The organism is Paenarthrobacter sp. NPDC057355, assembly GCF_042667405.1.
Classification (GTDB): domain Bacteria; phylum Actinomycetota; class Actinomycetes; order Actinomycetales; family Micrococcaceae; genus Arthrobacter.
The window spans coordinates 576,448-595,325 of record NZ_JBHVAL010000001.1; the positions used below are offsets into that span (position 1 = coordinate 576,448).

The following is an 18,878-nucleotide window of genomic DNA, read 5'->3' on the forward strand; positions in this document are numbered from 1 at the left end:
GCCCGTTGGCGGAGCGATGCGCGTCATGGGCTCGGAAACTGAATACGGCATCCACGCACCATCTGCGCCCGGCGCCAATGCCACTATGATGTCCGCGAGGATCATCCAGTCATACGCGGCCCTCACGCGTCAGCGTGCAGCCGGTGGCGCCGAAACGCGTTGGGACTACACAGACGAAGAGCCGCTCCATGACGCCCGCGGCTGGACCGTGGACCGGGCGGCGGCAGATCCGAGCCAGCTCACCGACCAGCCTCCTGTCCTCGACGCCGAAGCCGTGGCCTTGGCTTACGGCCGGCAGGAACTGGAGCTTGATGGCGCGGACGAGTCAGGCTCCCTCCTGATGAACATGGTGCTCGGCAACGGTGCGCGCCTGTACGTGGACCATGCCCATCCGGAGTACTCCAGCCCGGAGGTTACCAATCCCCGGGATGCGGTTGCCTGGGACGCTGCCGGTGACCTCGTGGCGCTTGCCACCGTCCGGAAGGTGGCCGCAGACACCAGCTTGCCGGCCATCAACCTGTACAAGAACAACACCGACAACAAGTCGGTCTCTTACGGCTCCCATGAGAACTACCTCATGCCCCGTTCGGTGCCCTTTGGCGACATCATTCGCGGCCTGACCCCGTTCTTCGTGTCCCGCCAGGTAATCTGCGGTGCCGGCCGGGTGGGCTTGGGACAGGACAGTTCGACACCCGGATACCAGATCAGCCAACGGGCCGACTTCTTCGAAGCGGAAGTGGGGCTGGAGACAACTATCCGACGCCCGATCATCAACACCCGGGATGAGCCGCACGCCACGGCCGACAAGTACCGCCGCTTGCACGTCATCATTGGGGACGCCAATCTCAGCCAGGCCTCCAACTACCTTAAATTCGGCACCACCGCCATGGTCCTGAGCCTCATTGAGGCCGGACAAGCTCCAAAGATTGAGGTCCACGAGCCGGTCCAAGCCCTTCAGGCCGTCAGCCACGACACAACGCTGACCGCGACGGTCCGGCTGCTCGACGGGCGCAGGGTGACAGCGCTGGATCTCCAGTGGATGTATTACGAAGCCGCAGCGAAACTGGCCCAGGAAACCGGCGTGGCAGATTCCCTCTCCGGGGACGGCCACAGCCACGAGGTTCTCTCGCGCTGGGAATCCACGTTGACCGCACTGGGGTCCGATGTGATGTCGGCGGCAGCATCCGTGGAGTGGGTAGCAAAGCAGTCGATCCTGGAAGGGTACCGGAACAGGGACGGACTGGGCTGGGGCGACGCCAGGCTCGGTTTGGTGGACCTTCAGTGGTCTGACATCCGCCCGGAGAAAGGCCTCTACTACAGGCTTCTGTCCAACAACCGCATGCAGCGGGTAGTGGACGACGCCGACATCGCCCGGGCGGTGACGGAACCGCCGTCGGATACGCGAGCGTACTTCCGCGGCAAGTGCGTTTCAAAGTTCGGGAAGGACGTTGTGGGCGCAAGCTGGGACTCTGTGATCTTCGATGTGCCGGGGCTGGGAAAACTACAGCGCGTGCCCACCCGCGAACCGTTGCGGGGGACAAGGACGCTGACCGGGGCGCTCTTCGACCGCCATGCGGAAGCGGGTCCGTTCCTTGCCGAATTGTTGGGCCAGAATCCGCCGCCGGCAAGGGCCTGAACCAGTGTCCGCCACAGGAACATCCGTACTCATCCAAAGCCGTACGCGGGGGCCCGCAGCGTGGCAATATGGCAGTAGGAAGTCTCCAATACCCGGGGACTGACAAGAGGGAGAAAGAAAATGGCAGCTCAGGAGCAGCAACAACCACAGTCACGGGAAACCGAAGCTGAAGTGGACGTCCCGGAGGCTCCGCCTGCAGCGCCGGAAGCCCAGGCATCCGAGGCAACGCAGGGCGTGGATGATCTCCTCGATGAAATCGACGGCGTACTGGAATCCAACGCTGAAGAGTTCGTCAGGGCCTTCGTCCAAAAGGGCGGCCAGTAACCGGCCCCCACAGCAAGAATCTACCACCCGGACGGCGTGAGGCCTCCGGGCACCGGAATGCAGAGTCGAAGGAGTGCAGCAATGCAGGACCCATCAGGCGGCCCCCTGGCCACCCAGGCAACGTCTTCATTTACCGAGCATCTCCAACGCTCGCGTCCTGAGCTCCTTCCGTTCAATCAGCCCCTGCCCGCTGGCGCCGTACCGGCATCGCCCCACGCGACCACCATCGTCGCATTGACGTATGCAGGCGGCGTGCTGATGGCTGGCGATCGTCGTGCGACCATGGGCAACGTCATCGCCAGCCGCCACATCGAGAAAGTGTTCCCGGCCGATGAATATTCGGTGCTGGGTATCGCCGGAACCGCTGGCTTGGCAATCGACATCACCCGTCTGTTCCAGGTTGAGCTTGAGCACTACGAAAAGATCGAAGGAACGCTCCTGAGCCTGGTAGGCAAAGCAAACCGCCTGGGTGCCATGATCCGGGGGAACCTGCCCATGGCCATGCAGGGGATGGCGGTCATTCCGCTGTTCGCCGGCTTCGACCACGTCAGCGGCGTGGGCCGCTTGTTCTCCTACGACGTCACGGGCGGCCGCTATGAAGAGCAGGAACACCACTCGGTGGGATCGGGCTCGGTCTTTGCCAGGGGCGCGCTGAAGAAGCTGTGGAAGCCGAATCTGACTGAGGAGGACGCGGTTGCGGTAGCTGTCGAGGCACTCTACGACGCCGCTGACGATGACTCCGCCACCGGCGGCCCGGACCCGGTACGCCAACTCTGGCCAGTTGTCTACACCGTGAACCGCGCCGGAAACCGCAGGGTTCCTGAGCGGGACCTCGCGGCCATTGCGGGAGAAATCGTTGCATCGCGGGCCATCGCCGGACGGGAGGCCTGAGATGACGCAGCAGTTCTATGTTTCTCCTGAACAACTGATGAAGGACCGCGCGGACTTCGCGCGGAAGGGCATCGCCCGCGGCAGGTCCGTGGTGGTCATCAGCTGCGCCGACGGCATTGCGCTGATCGCCGAGAATCCATCACCGTCCCTCCACAAAATCGGCGAGATTTACGACAAGATCGCCTTTGCGGCCGTAGGCAAGTACAACGAGTTCGAGAGCCTGCGACAGGCAGGCGTCCGCTACGCCGATGTCCGCGGCTACTCCTACGACCGCGAGGACGTCACGGCCCGCGGCCTGGCCAGTGTGTACGCGCAAAGCCTCGGAGCTGTGTTCACCGCTGAACAAAAGCCTTTCGAGGTGGAACTCGCGGTGGCCGAGGTAGGGGCCACGCAGGAGCAGGACCACCTTTACCGCCTGACCTTCGATGGTTCCATTGCTGACGAGAACGGTTTCGTCGTCATGGGCGGACTGGCGGACCAGATTTCCGACGTCGTCAGCGGGGCTTGGGAGCCGGAACTCACCCTCCCGGGGGCCATGCGTCTGGCGTTGCGTGCCTTGGCTGCCGACAAGGAACTCGAAGCCCTGCCGGCTACCGCCGTCGAAGCCGCTGTCCTGTACCGCGCGTCGGAGAGCCACCGGGGATCACGAAGGGCGTTCCGGCGGCTGCTGCCCGAGGACATGACCCGGTTGCTCACAGAGGAGGCCTGAGATGGACAAACGCATATTCGGCATCGAAACGGAATTCGGGATTTCCTATTCCAGCCCGGATTCACGTCCCTTGGCGCCTGAAGAAGTGGCCCGCTACCTCTTCAGGAAAGTGGTCAGTTGGGGGAGGTCTTCCAACGTCTTCCTGACCAACGGCTCGCGACTCTACCTGGACGTGGGGTCCCACCCTGAATACGCCACGGCTGAGTGCGATGACCTTGCCCAACTCATAGCCCACGACAGGGCAGGAGAACTCATTCTCGATGACCTCGTGGATGAGGCACAAAGCAGGCTGGCCGCCGAAGGCTTCAACGGAACCGTTTACCTCTTCAAGAACAACACGGATTCGGCGGGCAACTCCTACGGCAGCCATGAGAACTACTTGATTCCGCGCCGCGGTGAATTCTCCCGCTTGGCTGAAATCCTGATTCCCTTCCTGGTGACCCGGCAGTTGATCGCCGGTGCCGGCAAGGTATTGAAGACCCCGCACGGGGCGACCTTTGCTTTCTCGCAACGGGCCGACCACATTTGGGAGGGCGTTTCATCGGCGACCACCCGCTCGCGTCCCATCATCAACACCCGGGACGAGCCACACGCTGACGCCGAGTTCTACCGTCGTCTCCACGTCATCGTTGGGGACTCCAACATGTCCGAGACAACGGCCCTGCTCAAGGTCGGTACGGTGGACCTGATTCTCCGCATGATCGAGTCGGGCGTCATCATGCGGGATATGCGCATGGAAAACCCCATCCGCAGCATCCGTGAAATTTCCCACGACCTCACGGGCCGGGCCCTGGTCCGCCTCGCCAACGGCAGGCAGCTCACAGCCCTTGATATCCAGCGCGAATACCTCACCAAGGTCACTGACTTCGTTGCCACCAATGGAGCCCATAACGCGCATGTTCCCTTGATCCTGGACCTGTGGAAGCGCACCTTGGATGCCATCGAAAGCGGTGACACAAGCACCATTGACACCGAGGTTGACTGGGCCATCAAGAAGAAGCTCATGGACGGCTACATGCGACGACACGGGCTCGGTCTCGACTCGCCCCGGATTGCCCAACTCGACCTCACGTACCACGACATCTCGCGGCAACGCGGCCTGTTCTTCCTGCTCCAGGCCAGGGGAGCGGCCCGCCGCTTGGTCACCGAGACCGACGTGAAGGACGCCGTGGACGCACCGCCGCAGACCACGCGCGCCAAGCTGCGCGGCGACTTTGTCCGCAGGGCACAGGAACTCGGACGTGACTACACCGTCGACTGGGTCCACCTGAAACTGAACGACCGCGCGCACCAGACCATTCTCTGCAAGGACCCCTTCCGCAGCGAGGACGAAAGGGTGGATGCGCTCTTGGACTCCATGGGCTGATCGGCGCTTTTAGCTGGCTCCCAGCTTCACGGGCTACTCTGGATAGTGGTCTCTTTCCAGGAGACAACCTGCTTGGAGGCGTCATGCGCTGTTCCGAGTGTCCCTTGCCCCGACGAAAGTGTCTTTTTTGTGCGCCGACTCCTAGCAATTCTTCTTCCTGCCCTGCTGCTCATCACCGCGTGTGGCGGAAGCAACGCGACACCCGAGCCCACCAGCCAGTCCGCAGGTGACATTTCCAAGCTTGACTCCGTGAAAGTGACGGACAACGGCAATGACAAGGCACCGGGCGTTGAATTCTCCAAGCCGCTCAGCGTGACCGAACCTACCGTCAAGGTCGTGGTCGACGGAGACGGGGAGCGCGTGAAGGCTGGGCAGACAGCCGAACTCGTCTACGTGGCTGTGGACGGCACCGACGGCAAGACGGTGGAAGACGCCTATGCCAACGGGCCCCAGCCGATCGAGTTGACGGATGAACTGAAGTCCGGCAACCAGCAGATCTACAACGCGATCGTGGGTGCCAAGATCGGCTCGCAGATCGCATTCGCCGCTCCTGGCAACGGCGCAGCGTCGCCGGCCGCTTCCACCCAGTTGGTTGTCTTCAAGCTGCTGTCGGCCAAGGACCCTGCTCCGGTACTGGACAAGCCTGAAGGCGACCCCGTTACTCCTCCTGCGGGGCTTCCTGCAGTGAAGGAAGACGACAAGGGCATTCCCCAGATCTCGGTTGACGGCGTTGCTGCTCCCAAGGAACTTATTGCCCAGGACCTCATTAAGGGCAAGGGTGCTGCCGTCAAGGCGTCGGACACCCTGACGGTGAACTACGTCGGCGTCAACCTCGTAGGCGGCACCAAGTTCGATTCCAGCTACGACCGCGGAAAGCCCGCCAGCTTCCCCCTCACAGGCGTTATCAAGGGCTGGACGCAGGGCCTCGAGGGCAAGACCGTTGGCTCCCGCGTTCTGTTGGTCATCCCGCAGGACCTTGCCTACGGCGCAGAGGGCCAGGGGCAGGCGAAGGGTGACCTTGTCTTCGTCGTGGACATCCTGGGCGTCAAGTAAACCCATCGCATTCTGCAGGCACTGGCTTAAGCTGGTTCCTGGCACCCATCCATCACCCACACCAAGGAGTACCCATGTCATTTGGTCAGCGTGACTTCGACCGCACCAAGCCGGAGATTGACTTCCCGGAAGGCGACGTCCCCACAGACCTCGTCATCACGGACCTCATTGAAGGCACCGGCCGTGAAGCCCAGGCCGGGGACACCGTCTCCACCCACTACGTAGGGGTTGCCTGGTCCACGGGCGAGGAGTTCGACGCTTCCTGGGGCCGTGGCGCCCCTCTGGACTTCCGCGTAGGCGTTGGCCAGGTTATCCAGGGCTGGGACCAGGGCCTGCTGGGAATGAAGGTTGGCGGACGTCGTCGCCTCGAAATCCCCTCGGAGCTCGCTTACGGCTCACGCGGTGCCGGCGGGGCCATCAAGCCGAACGAAGCTTTGATCTTCGTGGTTGACCTCGTGGCTGTCCGCTAAGGAACAGCCGTCCTCCAAGGCGCGTCACTTGCCGGTAAACCCCGGCTGGTGACGCGCCTTGCTGTTTTCCCACTGGACTTTAGTAACGTAGCAACCGTGTCCGCATCCCGCACTGAACGACTCCTGAACCTCCTCCTTGCATTGCTCAATACAAGAGTGGGCCTTCCACGCTCTGTCCTGCGCGAAAAGGTCTACCACGATACGGCCGGAAACGATGTAGCCTTCGGGCGCATGTTCGAGCGCGACAAGGCCGACCTGAAGCAGTTCGGCTTTGAGGTGGAAACCTTGATGGACCCCGGCAGTTTCGGTGCGGACGATCCCGCATCAGCTCGCTACAGGATCGGCAAGGACTCCAACAGGCTTCCGGAAGTCCATCTCACCCCGGCCGAGTGCACGGTCCTCCTGCTGGCCGCCCAGCTGTGGGAGCGGGCCGCCCTGGGCAATGCCGCCGCCAACGCCGTCCGCAAGCTGCAGGCCGCCGGTGGATTCACCGACGTCGAACTTCCGGCCGGTGTCCAGCCCCGCATCAAGCCGGCGGGCCAGGCCTTCGACGACGTCGTTGCAGCCATGCACGGCAGGCACCCCGTCCGCTTCGGCTACCTCGCCGTCAGCACCGGGCGCGAGGAGACACGCGAAGTCGAGCCGTGGGGCCTGGGCAGCCGCTTTGGCCAGTGGTACCTGGTGGGCTTTGACAGGGGGAGGGGTGCCAAGCGGATCTTCAGGCTCTCGCGGATGACCACGGCGCTCACCGTTGTAACCGGGAGCACCTTCGTCCCGCCGGAGGGCTTCAACGCGCGCACGGAGCTCGATTCGCTCAACGAACTGCCTCTGCAACGGGCCGCCCTGGACGTGGACAAGGACCGTTTGCTGGCACTGCGCAAAAGGGCGGTCGAAACGGAGCAATCGCACGTCGCCCCGCACAGGGACCGGATCGCTGTTGAATTCCGCGATCCTGAACAGCTCGCCGAAGAGATTGCCTCCTACGGACCCCACGTAGAGGTGGCAGAACCCGCGGAGCTGCGCGCCGCCGTCGTTCGCCGCCTCAAAGGTGCCCTGGATTTCGACGCCGCACCGGCGGTGGAGGTGAAGTTCCCCGAGGCCGGCCGCGCCCCGCGTTCCCGTAAACGCACCTCTGAGGACCAACTGACCAGAATGCTGCAGTTGGTGCCTTTCCTGGTTCACCACCAGGGCCTGCACATCCAGGAGGTGGCCGACCGTTTCGGCATCTCGCGCAAGGACCTGATCGATGACCTGAAGATCCTCATCTGCTCCGGGCTTCCCGAGGGCTACCCGGATGACCTGTTGGACATCCAATGGGAAAACGACCACGTCTACATCTCGGAGCACCTGGACCTGAACCGGCCGGTGCGATTCAGCGAGGACGAGGCAGCCGCGTTGCTCACCGGCCTCTCGATGCTGGGTGACCTGCCTGCCCTGGCCGGCGTGGCCGAGGACGAGTCCGGCAGCGCGCTGGAGTCCGTTACGATCAAATTGACCGGTGCCGCAGGCCAGGCCGGCCGTTTGGCCGGGTCCGTGGCCGGGCAGTCGGTTGCCCCCGAACAATCCGAAGCCTTCGCCACCATCACCCAGGCCATCAGGGACGGCCTCCAGCTTCGGCTGCGGTATCTGTCCCTGCAACGCGATGAGGTCACGGAACGGGACGTAGACCCGCTGCGGCTCTACTCGATGGACGACACTTGGTACTTCGAGGCGTACTGCCACAGCAAGGCCGGAATCCGGAACTTCCGGCTGGACAGGGTAGAGGCATTGGAACCGAACGGCCGTGAGGCCGCCGGCACGGCACCCACGGGCCAGGACTTTCCGGCACGCCTGTTCACTCCAGGCGACGACGACGTTGTGGTGGTTCTGCAGTTGACCCGCCAAGGCGCCGGGCTGGCGGATGATTACTACGCCGAGCGCACGGCACAACTGCCCGACGGCGGCATGCTCGCCGAAGTGCGGTTCGGCAATGCAGGCTGGCTGCCCATGTTTGTGTCACAGCACGGCGGTACGGTCCGGATCCTGGAGCCCGGCTCCTCGCGGGACGAAGCAGTGGCTTGGCTGCGGGCTGGCCTGGCACAGTACGACGATGCTTCCGGCGCCCAGGCTGGCTAGACTACTCAGATGCCTTGGTGGTTTTGGATCCTGCTGTGGATCGCACTCGTAGCTCTTGCCCTGCTCCTGCATCTGACCTTGGGTTATCGCCTGTTCAGGAAATTCATGGCAACTGTTCATGATCTGGGCGACGCGGGGAAACGTTTCAGCAACCTTGCTCCTGTCGCAGAAACCTCCGATGTGGAAGTGGCGGAGAAACGTCCCGAACCAGGGTCCGCAATTTTTGCCTCACCGGATCAGATGCGTCATGATTACCTGACGGCCAAAGCCTTCCGCCAGGAAGTTCGCCGCCAGAAGCGCGTCCAGCGCAAAGCGGAGCGGGGTCAGCCGCAATCCCTGCACGACATTGAATTCAGTTAGACGTAGGATGTATCCAAAAGGAAAGGACCTCCCCACATGAGGCTCGAAGGCTGGCATCTCATCATCATCATCGTTCTGGCCCTGGTGCTTTTTGCAGCACCGAAGCTGCCGTCCATGGCGCGCAGCATTGGACAGTCGATGCGTATTTTCAAGTCTGAGGTCCGGGAAATGAAGAAGGATGGTTCTTCCGAAGCGAAGGACTCACAGAACGCTTCCGACCCCGTCGAAGGCAAGGTCGTCGGCCACCCCGACACCGCGACCCCCGACGTGAAGGCCCGTAACACCGGCGAGACTGACGTTCCGCCCTCCAACCGCGTCTAAAGAGAAGTGGTAGAGACGAAGGGGCGCAAGGCCAACCCCGAAGCCCGGATGGCGCTCCTTGACCATCTCAAGGAGCTGAAGAACCGGCTCTTCAAGGCCGCAATCGGCGTCATCCTCGGGACCGTGGTGGGCTTCATCGTCTACCAGCCGCTCCTGGAGGCCCTGATCAAACCGATCAAGGACCTCAATGAAAAAGAAGGTCGCGCCGCCACGCTGAACTTTGACGGCGTGGCCAGTTCGTTCGACCTCATGGTCCAGGTCTCCGTGTTCCTTGGCGTGTTGCTGTCGAGTCCCGTATGGATCTACCAGCTCTGGGCCTTCATCGTTCCCGGCCTCCACAAGAAGGAACGCCGCCTGGCGCTGTCCTTTGTGGCTGCGGCTGTCCCGCTGTTCATCGGCGGCGTCCTCCTCGCTTGGCTTGTCCTGCCCAACGCGGTCAGGGTCCTGACGGACTTCACCCCGGTGGGTGGCTCAAACTTCATCAGCGCTGAAATCTACCTGGCGTTTGTCCTTCGGCTTTTGCTGGCCTTCGGGATCGCCTTCCTGGTACCCGTTGTGCTCGTCGGCCTGAACCTGGCCGGCATCGTCAAAGGCAAGCAGCTGGTCAAGAGCTGGCGCATCACCATTTTCCTGGTGTGCCTGTTCGCCGCAATGGCGGCGCCGGGCGCAGATGCCATGAGCATGTTTTACCTGGCAGCCCCCATGCTGTTGCTCTTTTTCGCGGCTATCGGGGTGTGTCTCCTCAACGACCGTCGACGTGAGCGCCGGGCCATCAAGCGTGCCGCCGAGACGGAAGCCACTGCCGATATCGCCACCCCGGCGGCTGATCTGGAGAATCTGTAGACGCTGGGCCACTAGGCTTGATGCATGTCTTTGTTTTCCGGGTCTCCTTCTCCATCAGAGCGTTACCAGGCGGCAGCGCAAAGGGCAGCGGAGGCAAAAACCTACCTCGGCGCCTTCGTCGCTTCACTTGACTTCGAGCTGGACGATTTCCAACGCGAAGCGTGCAAGTCACTCCAGGAGGGGCGAGGAGTACTGGTGGCCGCCCCCACCGGCGCCGGAAAGACAATCGTTGGCGAGTTCGCCATTTACCTGGCCCTTCAGCGGGGCCTCAAGGCTTTCTATACCACCCCCATCAAAGCACTGAGCAACCAGAAATTCTCGGAACTTGCAGAGAAGTACGGTGCGGCCAACGTTGGTCTGCTGACGGGCGACACCACCATCAATGGCGAAGCACCGGTCGTCGTGATGACCACGGAAGTCCTTCGGAACATGCTGTACGCCGACTCGGAGACACTCAGCGACCTCGGATACGTCGTCATGGACGAGGTCCACTACCTTGCTGACCGTTTCCGCGGTGCCGTCTGGGAAGAAGTCATCATCCACTTGCCCAGCGAAGTCCAGGTGGCCTCGCTGAGTGCAACCGTCTCCAACGCCGAAGAGTTCGGTGCCTGGCTGGACACTGTCCGTGGCGATACGGACGTCATCGTCTCTGAACACCGCCCGGTGCCCTTGTGGCAGCACGTCATGGTGGGCCGGGAGATCGTGGACCTCTTCGCCGGCGACACCACCTTTGACGAAATAGCCCCCGTGGCCCCGGGCGCGCAGGAAACCGACGCTCCGGACCTCTCGGAAGCCGGCGAGGTATCCAGCGAGCCCAAAGCAAGCCGCCGCGTGTCCTCCAAGGGAACGTCCACCCCTAAAGTGCGCCAAGCAGTCACCGGTCCGGAATTCGAAGTGAACCCGGACCTTCTGGCCATGGCACGTTCGGAGAGCCGAATGAACGTGGGGGGTCGCTTTGGCCACGGTGGCCGGAGCCGCCGTCGTCATGACCGTCACCGCGAGGACCGGCAGCAGTCCGAACAGCGCAGCCCTGTCCGCAAGGCAAGCCGCCCGCAGGTGATTGAGAGCCTCAGGCGCCAGGACCTGCTTCCCGCCATCACCTTCATCTTCTCCCGGGCCGGCTGCGATGCGGCCGTAGCCCAGTGCGCTGCATCGGGTCTGTGGCTCACCACGGAAAGGGAGCAGCAGATCATTGCCCAGCGCGTGGATGAGGCCAGTCACGAGATCCCGGCTGACGATCTGGAAGTACTGGGCTTCTGGGGCTGGCGTGACGGTCTGGTCAGGGGCTTCGCCGCCCACCATGCCGGAATGTTGCCCACCTTCAAGGAAGTGGTGGAGAAGCTCTTCGCGGACGGATTGGTCAAGGCTGTCTTCGCGACGGAAACGCTCGCTTTGGGGGTCAACATGCCTGCCCGCTGCGTGGTCCTCGAGAAGCTCGAGAAGTTCAACGGCGAAGCGCACGTCAACATCACGGCGGGGGAGTACACCCAACTGACCGGTCGGGCCGGGCGGAGGGGTATCGACGTCGAAGGCCACGCCGTTGTCCTGTGGCAGCCAGGCACGGATCCTGCGGCAGTTGCCGGCCTTGCATCCAGGCGCACCTACCCCTTGAACTCCAGCTTCAGGCCCACGTACAACATGAGCATCAACCTCATCGCCCAGTTCGGCCGGGCGCGGGCCCGTGAAATCCTGGAGTCGTCCTTCGCCCAGTTCCAAGCGGACCGTTCGGTGGTCGGCCTGGCCAGGCAGGTCCGTGGCAGGGAGGAGTCCTTGGCCGGATACGCCAAGTCCATGCAATGCCACTTGGGTGATTTCACCGAGTACGCCAAACTCCGGCGCGAACTCAGTGACGCCGAAAACAACGCAGCGCGCGACCACCAACGGGCCCGTAAATCACGCGTAGCCGACTCCCTCGCACGGTTGATCCCTGGTGACGTCATCAGCATTTACAGCGGCCGGCTCGCAGGGCACGCGGTGGTATTGGACGTCGACCCCCATGCTCGTGAGCCACGTCCCTCAGTGCTGACCCAGGACAACCAACTGCGCAGGATCGGTGTCCACGACCTCGAAGGTCCTGTGTCACCGGTGACCCGGATCCGCATTCCCAAGTCGTTCAACGCCAAGGTGCCCAAGGCCCGCCGCGATCTGGCATCGTCCATGCGCCATGCAATCAGCGAGGACGCGCCGCAGCGCCACCGCAACAGCAGGCATGAGGACTTCGGCCTGGGGGCCCGGCTGCCGGACCAGGAGCAGCGGATCGCGGACCTGCGCCGTGCTTTGCGGGCGCATCCCTGCCATGGCTGCAGCGAGCGGGAAGACCACGCACGGTGGTCCGAGCGCTGGTGGAAGCTCCGCAAGGAGACCGACGGGCTGGTCCGCCAGATCCAGGGCCGCACCAACACCATCGCAAAGACCTTCGATCGGGTGTGCGACGTTCTCTCCACATACGGTTACCTGGAAACAAACGACGCCGGCCAGGTCACCATCAGCGCCGACGGACAGCGTCTCCGGAGGATCTACGGCGAGAAGGACCTGCTGATTTCCCAGTCCATCCGGCAAGGTGCTATTAACGACCTCGACGCAGCCGAACTGGCATCGTTTGCCAGCACGCTGGTCTACCAGGCCAAACGCGAGGACCGCGGGCTTCGCCCGAAGATGCCCAGTGTCTCTCTCGAGACAGCTGTCGACGTAGTGGTCCGTGAATGGTCCCGGCTGGAGGACACGGAGGAACAGAACCGCCTTCCCCTAACGGGCGAACCGGAGCTCGGCCTGATGTGGCCAATGTATAAGTGGGCCAAGGGCCGTCACCTCCAGGAGGTTCTCAGTGGAACCGATCTGGCCGCCGGAGATTTTGTCCGCTGGGCCAAGCAGGTGGTGGATCTTCTGGACCAGCTGGCAAAAATCCCCCAGCTTGACCCCCGCTTGGGCCGGATCTGCCGGGAGGCCATCGAACTGGTCCGCCGCGGTGTGGTGGCCTACTCCACGGTGGCCTAGCCCGCTGTTCATCTTTCCCGCGAATTATTTGTTGTCCACGCTCAAGGAGCTCAACGCATGAACCAGCCCGACGCACCTGTCGGCCAGCAGCCCAACGGTTCCGGCCGCAAGGTCACCATGTATCGCAACGGCTCGATCTATACGGCCGCGGACCCCTTTGCGACGGCCATGGTGGTGGATGGAGACACCGTGGCGTGGGTCGGGTCCGAACAGGCCGCAACTTCCATTGCGGACTCTTCCATGGAGATCATCGATCTTCATGGCGCCCTCCTGGCCCCCGGGTTCGTGGATTCCCACGCGCACCTTACGGAAACGGGGTTGGCCCTCGCCGGCCTCCAGCTCAGCAGCGTTCGTTCAGCAACAGAACTGCTCGACGCCGTTTCGGCCGCTGGCGGTTCGGGCACCATCCTGGGCCATGGTTGGGATGAAACGACGTGGAATGATCCCACGCTGCCCACCCTTGAAGAGATCGGGCGGGCCGCAGGAGACCGGCAAGTCTACCTGTCCCGGGTCGACGTCCACTCAGCGTTGGTCTCGGCCTCCCTGGTGGCTGCTGGCGGCCTGGACGGCCTCGACGGCTACACGGGAAATGCCCGTGTGGTACGGGCTGCGCATACAGCGGCCCGCCTCCACGCACGACGATTCCCGGAAGCAGAACGGCGCACGTACCAGGAGCTGGCCTTGAAGGAGGCAGCCTCCCATGGTTACGTGGCATTGGCTGAGATGTCGGCGCCGCATATTTGCGGACCCGAGGACCTCGGAATGGCCGTTTCCTGGAATGACCACGGGTTCCACCCGGAGATCCTTCCATACTGGGGCGAACTGGCGTCCTCGGAGGAACACGCACAAACGATTTTGAATGGTTTGGGCACCAACGTCCTCGGCCTTGCGGGCGATCTCAACATGGACGGTTCCATCGGTTCCCGGACAGCTGCCCTGCTGGAAGATTACTCAGATGCCCCTGGACACCGGGGCAGTCTCTATCTTTCGGTGGACGAGGCCGCCAAGCACCTGGCAGCGACGTCGGCCCTGGGCCTGCAAGCCGGCTTCCATGTCATAGGCGACGCCGGACTGGGCGCCGTCCTCGACGCCCTGGATACCGCGGCCGCTGAGGTAGGGGAGCAGCGTATCCGCGCGGCCGGCCACCGGCTCGAACACGTGGAGATGGCCGACAAGTCGGCCATCGACAGGCTCGCCAAGTACTCGGTGACGGTCAGCGTCCAGCCCGGCTTTGACGCCGCCTGGGGCGGCCCCGGGGACTTGTACGAACAACGACTGGGCAATCGCAGCCGCAGCATGAACCCCTTTGCTTCGTTCTATTCCAGTGGCGTTCCCATCGCCTTCGGCAGTGACAGCCCTGTGACTGCCCTACGCCCGTGGTCCAGCGTCCGGGCCTGCCTTGAGCACAGCAACCCCGATCAACGCATCTCGGCACGGGCGGCCTTCCTGGGACATACCCGTGCTGGATGGCGCGCCGCCAAACACCGGAACCCCCTCATGGGGCAGCTGGTCCCCGGGGCTCCGGCCAGTTTCGCCGTCTGGGAAGTAGAAGAGCTGATGGTCCAGGTAGCGGACAGCCGGGTCCAGTCATGGAGCACCGATCCCCGCGCACGGACACCGCTGCTGCCTGCCCTCGACACCGGGGCAGACCCGCGTTGCCTGCAGACGGTCCACCATGGCCGCGAGCTCTTTGCCCACGAGTCACTCCGCGTATAGCTGAGGACCATCCCAGGGCACCATCCCGACCACTGTGGCCGGCGCCACAGACGCAAAAGTCCTGGCTGCCGTCGTCCTATAATGGAGAGTTGCGCCAGAACGCCAGCTGCCACGCTGGTCCGGCACACCGACCGCTCCATCAAGGAAAGGCCTCTTCTTGCGTGTCCTGACGATCATTCCCACCTACAACGAGCTGGAATCGCTCCCCGTGACGCTGGGACGGCTGCGCGCCGCAGTTCCCGAATCCGACGTCCTGGTGGTCGACGACAACAGCCCTGACGGCACGGGAAAGCTTGCCGACGACTTCGCCGCGGAGGACAGCCAGGTTCACGTCCTGCACCGCAAGGGCAAAGAAGGCCTGGGCGCTGCCTACATCGCCGGCTTCAAGTGGGGCCTGGCAGCCGGTTATGACGTCCTTGTCGAAATGGACGCGGATGGATCACACAAGCCCGAACAACTGCCCCTGCTCCTTGACGCCGTGAAGGACGGAGCGGATCTGGCCATGGGCTCCCGTTGGGTTCCCGGCGGCAGCGTGGTGAACTGGCCGCTCTACCGTCAGGCCATCTCCCGCATCGGCAGCACGTACGCCCGCATCATGCTGGGTGTAAAAATCAAGGACGTGACCGGCGGCTACCGCGCCTTCCGCCGCAGCACGCTGGAGGCATTGAAGCTCGATGAAGTCGAGTCGGTCGGTTACGGCTTCCAGGTGGATCTTGCCTGGCGCGTAGCCAAGCTTGGCCTTCGCATCGAGGAACGCCCCATCACCTTCGTGGAGCGCGAACTCGGGGCATCGAAGATGAGCGGCAACATTGTGGTCGAAGCCATGATCAACGTCACCAAGTGGGGATTGGCAGCACGCTGGGCCAAGCTCACCGGCAAGTCAACCGAAATGGCCAAGTAGTACTTACAGCAAAGGCCGGGTCCGGTTCCCAAGGGAGAACCTGACCCGGCCTTTTTGCGTGTTGTGGAAACTATGCCGAACGGCGTTCCCCGCGGCGCTCACGAAGGATGTTGAGGCGATCCTCAAGGATCTGCTCCAACTCGGGAAGGCTGCGACGTTCCAGCAGCATGTCCCAGTGGGTGCGGACGGCTTTTTCGTTGGCATCCACGGGACGCTCGCCGTCGACAAGGAGCGCTTCCTTACCCGTCTTGGAGACCCACACGGGAGGGATTTCCGCTTCGGAGGAGAAGGTTACGAAGACCTGCTCGCCATCCTCGCAACGGTACTCGACCCGCTGGCGCGGTGCCGGTTCAACGCCGGATTCAGTTTCCATGCTTTGGGCGCCAAGACGCATACCCCGCAGGCTGCGATCGCTCATGATTACTCCCTCTGTCTGTTCGCGGAGCAGGAACTCCGCGCTGGCCGTAAGCCGTTTTCACGATCCCTACGGACTACTTCTGCACACCTTGCGTCACTAATTGCAACGCCTGGCCAAGCTTTAATGTTCCGTCCACGCTGAACCAGCCGGACAAATATCCTATTATACGCTGATCTTTACTGACTACTCAAAAGCGCACGCATGCAGCGAGCGGCCAGCCGGAGTGGCTGACCGCTCGTGTCCTTGCTGTGGAGTTGGAACTACTCCGCCGTGCGTGTTGGTTCCACTGTTCCCGCGGGCTCAGGGGACTTGGTGCCGCCGTCGAAAAGCCCTGCAACGGGGGAGTCCCCGCCATTGCCTCCCAGTGCGCCGCCGATACCCTTGAGGGCCTCGCCTACTTCACTGGGAATGATCCACAGCTTGTTCGAGGTGCCCTCTGCGATCTTCGGAAGTGTCTGCAGGTACTGGTACGCCAGCAGCTTCTGGTCAGGGTTGCCCTTGTGGATGGCATCAAAGACCTTCTGGATGGCCTGGGCTTCACCATCTGCGCGGAGGATGGCGGCCTTGGCATCACCTTCGGCCGCGAGGATGGCGGCTTGGCGCTGACCCTCAGCGGTCAGGATCTGGGACTGTTTGGTACCTTCGGCGGTCAGGATGGCCGCACGACGGTCCCGCTCGGCGCGCATCTGCTTTTCCATCGAGTCCTGGATGGAGTGGGGCGGGTCGATCGCCTTGAGCTCCACCCTGGAGACGCGGATTCCCCAGCGTCCCGTTGCCTCGTCCAGTACACCACGCAGCTGACCATTGATCTGGTCGCGTGAGGTCAGGGCTTCTTCCAGGTTGAGCCCACCCACCACGTTACGAAGCGTGGTGGTGGTCAGCTGTTCAACTGCCTGGATGTAGTTGGCGATCTCGTAGGTCGCGGCCCTGGGATCGGTGACCTGGAAGTAGACCACGGTGTCGATCGAAACCACCAGGTTGTCTTCGGTAATGACCGGCTGCGGCGGGAACGACACTACCTGCTCGCGGAGGTCGAGCAGCGGCAGGAGCCTGTCGACAAACGGGATCAGGATGGTCAGCCCCGGGTTAAGCGTGCGCTGGTACTTGCCGAGTCGTTCAACGACGCCGGCACGTGCCTGCGGAATGATCCTTACCGAGCGGACCAACACGATGATGACAAAGATAACGAGAACAATCAGCACAATTGCCGCTGCTGTTCCTCCTAAGCCGTCCATACATCTCCTTCGTTCCCCAATTGCGTGGTTTGATGCGGCTGTTTGCGGGCGGTGACCCGGTCCGGCAACAGCCTGAAATCTTGAGTGCGCCGAAGCGTCAGCGGGGGCTGTTGTCGGCAGCCGAGGCGACGACCGCCGTCGCCCCGTCAATTTTGGTGACCTGCACCGTGGCGCCGGCGTCGATGACACCAGCCGCGCTGCGGGCGCTCCAGACGTCGCCGCCGATTTTCACCAGCCCACTGGTGCTGCTCACGGCTTCAATGACGAGGGCAGGCTGGCCAATGAGCCGGTCTATGTTGGAGAGCTGTTCAGCGGGACCCTTGCGCAGATGCTTCAAGGCTACTGGCCGGACGAAAACGATCATCAGTAGGGAAACCACGCAGAATATGACGATCTGCAGCCAGAAGTCGGCACCGGAGAAGTCCGCAATCAGCCCGGCAAGCGCACCACCGCCCAGCATGATGAAGAAGAGGTCGAGAGTCAGCATCTCCACCACTGCAAACGCGAGGAAGACTGTGAGCCATAGGGCCCACCAATTCTCGCCGAGCCATTCAAACATCGTTCCCCCTTGGTCCCGGATCCCGCCAGCGGGATCACAGTCGCTGTTCCTCCATCCTAGCCCGACGCGCCCTCAAGCGTCAGGAAGCGGTGAACACGCTGATCCGGAACTTCGCCGTGGCGTCCACGGCTCCGTTCGACGCTGCCAGTTGGGACAGCTGCTCCTGGCTGAGATGGTGTCCAGCCGGCCCCATGTACGCCAGGTCGGCTACTTCGCTTCCCGACAACACCAGCGGCACGTCCAGGGAACGGCTGGAGGGCGGATCGAAATAGCCGCTCATGGACTCGGCCAACCGCTCTTCCTTCCCCTCTTCAATGCCGAGCATCCCTGTCCTCACAGCGATCTCCTGGAGATGGCCGGGCCTCGGCGTCACCACCAGGAGCGATCCTCCGGGGCGCAGAACCCGCGCAAACTCCGCAGGGCTCCGCGGGGCGAAAACAACCATTACGACGTCGGCCGAGTTATCCGCCATGGGCAATGGACGCCAAATATCCCACACTACGTTGGCAGCCTCAGGGTTGAGCCGTGCAGCCCGGCGAAGGGCGAACTTGGAAATGTCCAGGCCGACGGCAGTTGCGCCTGTAGTGTCCAGGACAGCGTGAAGGTAATGGCCGGTGCCTGTGCCGGCGTCGAGAACCAGTGCTTCCGGGCCTTGGATGGCCCCTGCGGCCATCTCTGCCAGTGCCGTGGCCAATTCCGCGTAGTGCCCGGCTGCAAGGAACCGGGCCCTGGCGGCCACCATCTCGGCTGTGTCCGCTTCGAAGACCGTGCCTTTTCCTGTAAGGAAGTTGAAATAGCCTTGCTTGGCAGCATCAAACCGATGGCCGGTCCCGCACGCGAGGGTTGCCGGACGGCCCTCCCGCAACTCGAAAAGTCCTTGGCAAACGGGGCATCGCAGGGCAGAGACGGCGTCGGACAACATGGCTTCAATCCTACGGCTGGACGGAGTGTCTGGTGCCGCCGGTCG

At 63.0% G+C, this 18,878-nt stretch carries 18 protein-coding genes; 14 read left to right on the plus strand and 4 right to left on the minus strand.

Going from position 1 to position 18,878, the window contains the following annotated elements; translation table 11 throughout:
- Window positions 1–16 precede the first annotated feature (16 nt).
- The 14 genes from dop (at window position 17) to ACFUOZ_RS02705 (ending at window position 15,699) form a co-directional block, all read left to right on the plus strand.
- A complete protein-coding gene (gene dop / locus ACFUOZ_RS02640; RefSeq protein ID WP_377544962.1) occupies window positions 17–1,636 on the plus strand; it encodes a depupylase/deamidase Dop in 1,620 nt (539 codons plus the stop codon).
- A gap of 120 nt (window positions 1,637–1,756) precedes the next feature.
- Window positions 1,757–1,960: a ubiquitin-like protein Pup gene (locus ACFUOZ_RS02645; protein WP_018777646.1), complete on the plus strand. Its 204-nt coding sequence runs from the start codon at window positions 1,757–1,759 to the stop codon at window positions 1,958–1,960.
- 81 nt (window positions 1,961–2,041) lie between these two features.
- Window positions 2,042–2,851, plus strand: a complete 810-nt coding sequence (gene prcB, locus ACFUOZ_RS02650) for a proteasome subunit beta (RefSeq protein ID WP_377544492.1) — start codon at window positions 2,042–2,044, stop codon at window positions 2,849–2,851.
- A 1-nt stretch (window position 2,852) separates the two neighbouring features.
- A complete protein-coding gene (gene prcA / locus ACFUOZ_RS02655) occupies window positions 2,853–3,560 on the plus strand; it encodes a proteasome subunit alpha (protein WP_262275042.1) in 708 nt (235 codons plus the stop codon).
- A 1-nt stretch (window position 3,561) separates the two neighbouring features.
- The gene (gene pafA, locus ACFUOZ_RS02660; RefSeq protein WP_377544494.1) at window positions 3,562–4,926 is read left to right on the plus strand and encodes a Pup--protein ligase; all 1,365 of its coding nucleotides are present in this window, start codon (window positions 3,562–3,564) and stop codon (window positions 4,924–4,926) included.
- A 129-nt stretch (window positions 4,927–5,055) separates the two neighbouring features.
- Entirely contained in the window at window positions 5,056–5,979 is a 924-nt protein-coding gene (locus ACFUOZ_RS02665; protein WP_377544496.1) for an FKBP-type peptidyl-prolyl cis-trans isomerase, read from the plus strand.
- A 74-nt stretch (window positions 5,980–6,053) separates the two neighbouring features.
- Window positions 6,054–6,449 (plus strand): FKBP-type peptidyl-prolyl cis-trans isomerase, encoded by a 396-nt coding sequence (locus ACFUOZ_RS02670; RefSeq protein WP_377544498.1) that lies wholly within the window; start codon window positions 6,054–6,056, stop codon window positions 6,447–6,449.
- Between the two features lie 96 nt (window positions 6,450–6,545).
- Window positions 6,546–8,564 (plus strand): helix-turn-helix transcriptional regulator, encoded by a 2,019-nt coding sequence (locus ACFUOZ_RS02675; RefSeq protein WP_377544500.1) that lies wholly within the window; start codon window positions 6,546–6,548, stop codon window positions 8,562–8,564.
- 9 nt (window positions 8,565–8,573) lie between these two features.
- Complete coding sequence (locus tag ACFUOZ_RS02680) at window positions 8,574–8,924, plus strand: hypothetical protein (protein WP_377544502.1); 351 nt, start codon at window positions 8,574–8,576, stop codon at window positions 8,922–8,924.
- Window positions 8,925–8,960: 36 nt separating this feature from the next.
- Window positions 8,961–9,245: a Sec-independent protein translocase subunit TatA gene (gene tatA, locus ACFUOZ_RS02685; RefSeq protein ID WP_377544504.1), complete on the plus strand. Its 285-nt coding sequence runs from the start codon at window positions 8,961–8,963 to the stop codon at window positions 9,243–9,245.
- 6 nt (window positions 9,246–9,251) lie between these two features.
- Window positions 9,252–10,088: a twin-arginine translocase subunit TatC gene (gene tatC, locus ACFUOZ_RS02690; protein ID WP_144658855.1), complete on the plus strand. Its 837-nt coding sequence runs from the start codon at window positions 9,252–9,254 to the stop codon at window positions 10,086–10,088.
- A 24-nt stretch (window positions 10,089–10,112) separates the two neighbouring features.
- The gene (locus ACFUOZ_RS02695) at window positions 10,113–13,082 is read left to right on the plus strand and encodes a DEAD/DEAH box helicase (protein WP_377544506.1); all 2,970 of its coding nucleotides are present in this window, start codon (window positions 10,113–10,115) and stop codon (window positions 13,080–13,082) included.
- Between the two features lie 57 nt (window positions 13,083–13,139).
- Window positions 13,140–14,798 carry an amidohydrolase gene (locus ACFUOZ_RS02700; RefSeq protein ID WP_377544508.1) on the plus strand — a complete coding sequence of 553 codons (1,659 nt, stop codon included), beginning with the start codon at window positions 13,140–13,142 and terminating at the stop codon, window positions 14,796–14,798.
- A gap of 157 nt (window positions 14,799–14,955) precedes the next feature.
- Window positions 14,956–15,699, plus strand: a complete 744-nt coding sequence (locus ACFUOZ_RS02705) for a polyprenol monophosphomannose synthase (protein WP_377544510.1) — start codon at window positions 14,956–14,958, stop codon at window positions 15,697–15,699.
- Window positions 15,700–15,769: 70 nt separating this feature from the next.
- Here ACFUOZ_RS02705 and ACFUOZ_RS02710 read toward each other — a convergent pair whose 3' ends face one another.
- The 4 genes from ACFUOZ_RS02710 to ACFUOZ_RS02725 all read right to left on the minus strand — a co-directional run bounded on the left by ACFUOZ_RS02710 (window position 15,770) and on the right by ACFUOZ_RS02725 (window position 18,833).
- A complete protein-coding gene (locus ACFUOZ_RS02710; RefSeq protein WP_011774875.1) occupies window positions 15,770–16,117 on the minus strand; it encodes an RNA polymerase-binding protein RbpA in 348 nt (115 codons plus the stop codon).
- Between the two features lie 260 nt (window positions 16,118–16,377).
- Window positions 16,378–17,352, minus strand: a complete 975-nt coding sequence (locus ACFUOZ_RS02715) for an SPFH domain-containing protein (protein WP_377544513.1) — start codon at window positions 17,350–17,352, stop codon at window positions 16,378–16,380.
- A gap of 97 nt (window positions 17,353–17,449) precedes the next feature.
- Window positions 17,450–17,911, minus strand: a complete 462-nt coding sequence (locus ACFUOZ_RS02720; protein ID WP_377544515.1) for an NfeD family protein — start codon at window positions 17,909–17,911, stop codon at window positions 17,450–17,452.
- Between the two features lie 79 nt (window positions 17,912–17,990).
- Window positions 17,991–18,833, minus strand: coding sequence for a methyltransferase domain-containing protein (locus ACFUOZ_RS02725; RefSeq protein WP_377544517.1), 843 nt, complete (start codon window positions 18,831–18,833; stop codon window positions 17,991–17,993).
- Between the last annotated feature and the right edge of the window lie 45 nt (window positions 18,834–18,878).

Coding starts and splice junctions, on each gene's coding strand:
- ACFUOZ_RS02670 (WP_377544498.1), top strand. CDS start 6,054: ATGTCATTTGGTCAGCGTGACTTCGACCGCACCAAGCCGGAGATTGAC.
- ACFUOZ_RS02710 (WP_011774875.1), bottom strand. CDS start 16,117: ATGAGCGATCGCAGCCTGCGGGGTATGCGTCTTGGCGCCCAAAGCATG.
- ACFUOZ_RS02725 (WP_377544517.1), bottom strand. CDS start 18,833: ATGTTGTCCGACGCCGTCTCTGCCCTGCGATGCCCCGTTTGCCAAGGA.
- pafA (WP_377544494.1), top strand. CDS start 3,562: ATGGACAAACGCATATTCGGCATCGAAACGGAATTCGGGATTTCCTAT.
- ACFUOZ_RS02715 (WP_377544513.1), bottom strand. CDS start 17,352: ATGGACGGCTTAGGAGGAACAGCAGCGGCAATTGTGCTGATTGTTCTC.
- prcA (WP_262275042.1), top strand. CDS start 2,853: ATGACGCAGCAGTTCTATGTTTCTCCTGAACAACTGATGAAGGACCGC.
- ACFUOZ_RS02680 (WP_377544502.1), top strand. CDS start 8,574: ATGCCTTGGTGGTTTTGGATCCTGCTGTGGATCGCACTCGTAGCTCTT.
- ACFUOZ_RS02695 (WP_377544506.1), top strand. CDS start 10,113: ATGTCTTTGTTTTCCGGGTCTCCTTCTCCATCAGAGCGTTACCAGGCG.
- ACFUOZ_RS02720 (WP_377544515.1), bottom strand. CDS start 17,911: ATGTTTGAATGGCTCGGCGAGAATTGGTGGGCCCTATGGCTCACAGTC.
- tatA (WP_377544504.1), top strand. CDS start 8,961: ATGAGGCTCGAAGGCTGGCATCTCATCATCATCATCGTTCTGGCCCTG.
- ACFUOZ_RS02700 (WP_377544508.1), top strand. CDS start 13,140: ATGAACCAGCCCGACGCACCTGTCGGCCAGCAGCCCAACGGTTCCGGC.
- ACFUOZ_RS02645 (WP_018777646.1), top strand. CDS start 1,757: ATGGCAGCTCAGGAGCAGCAACAACCACAGTCACGGGAAACCGAAGCT.
- dop (WP_377544962.1), top strand. CDS start 17: ATGCGCGTCATGGGCTCGGAAACTGAATACGGCATCCACGCACCATCT.
- prcB (WP_377544492.1), top strand. CDS start 2,042: ATGCAGGACCCATCAGGCGGCCCCCTGGCCACCCAGGCAACGTCTTCA.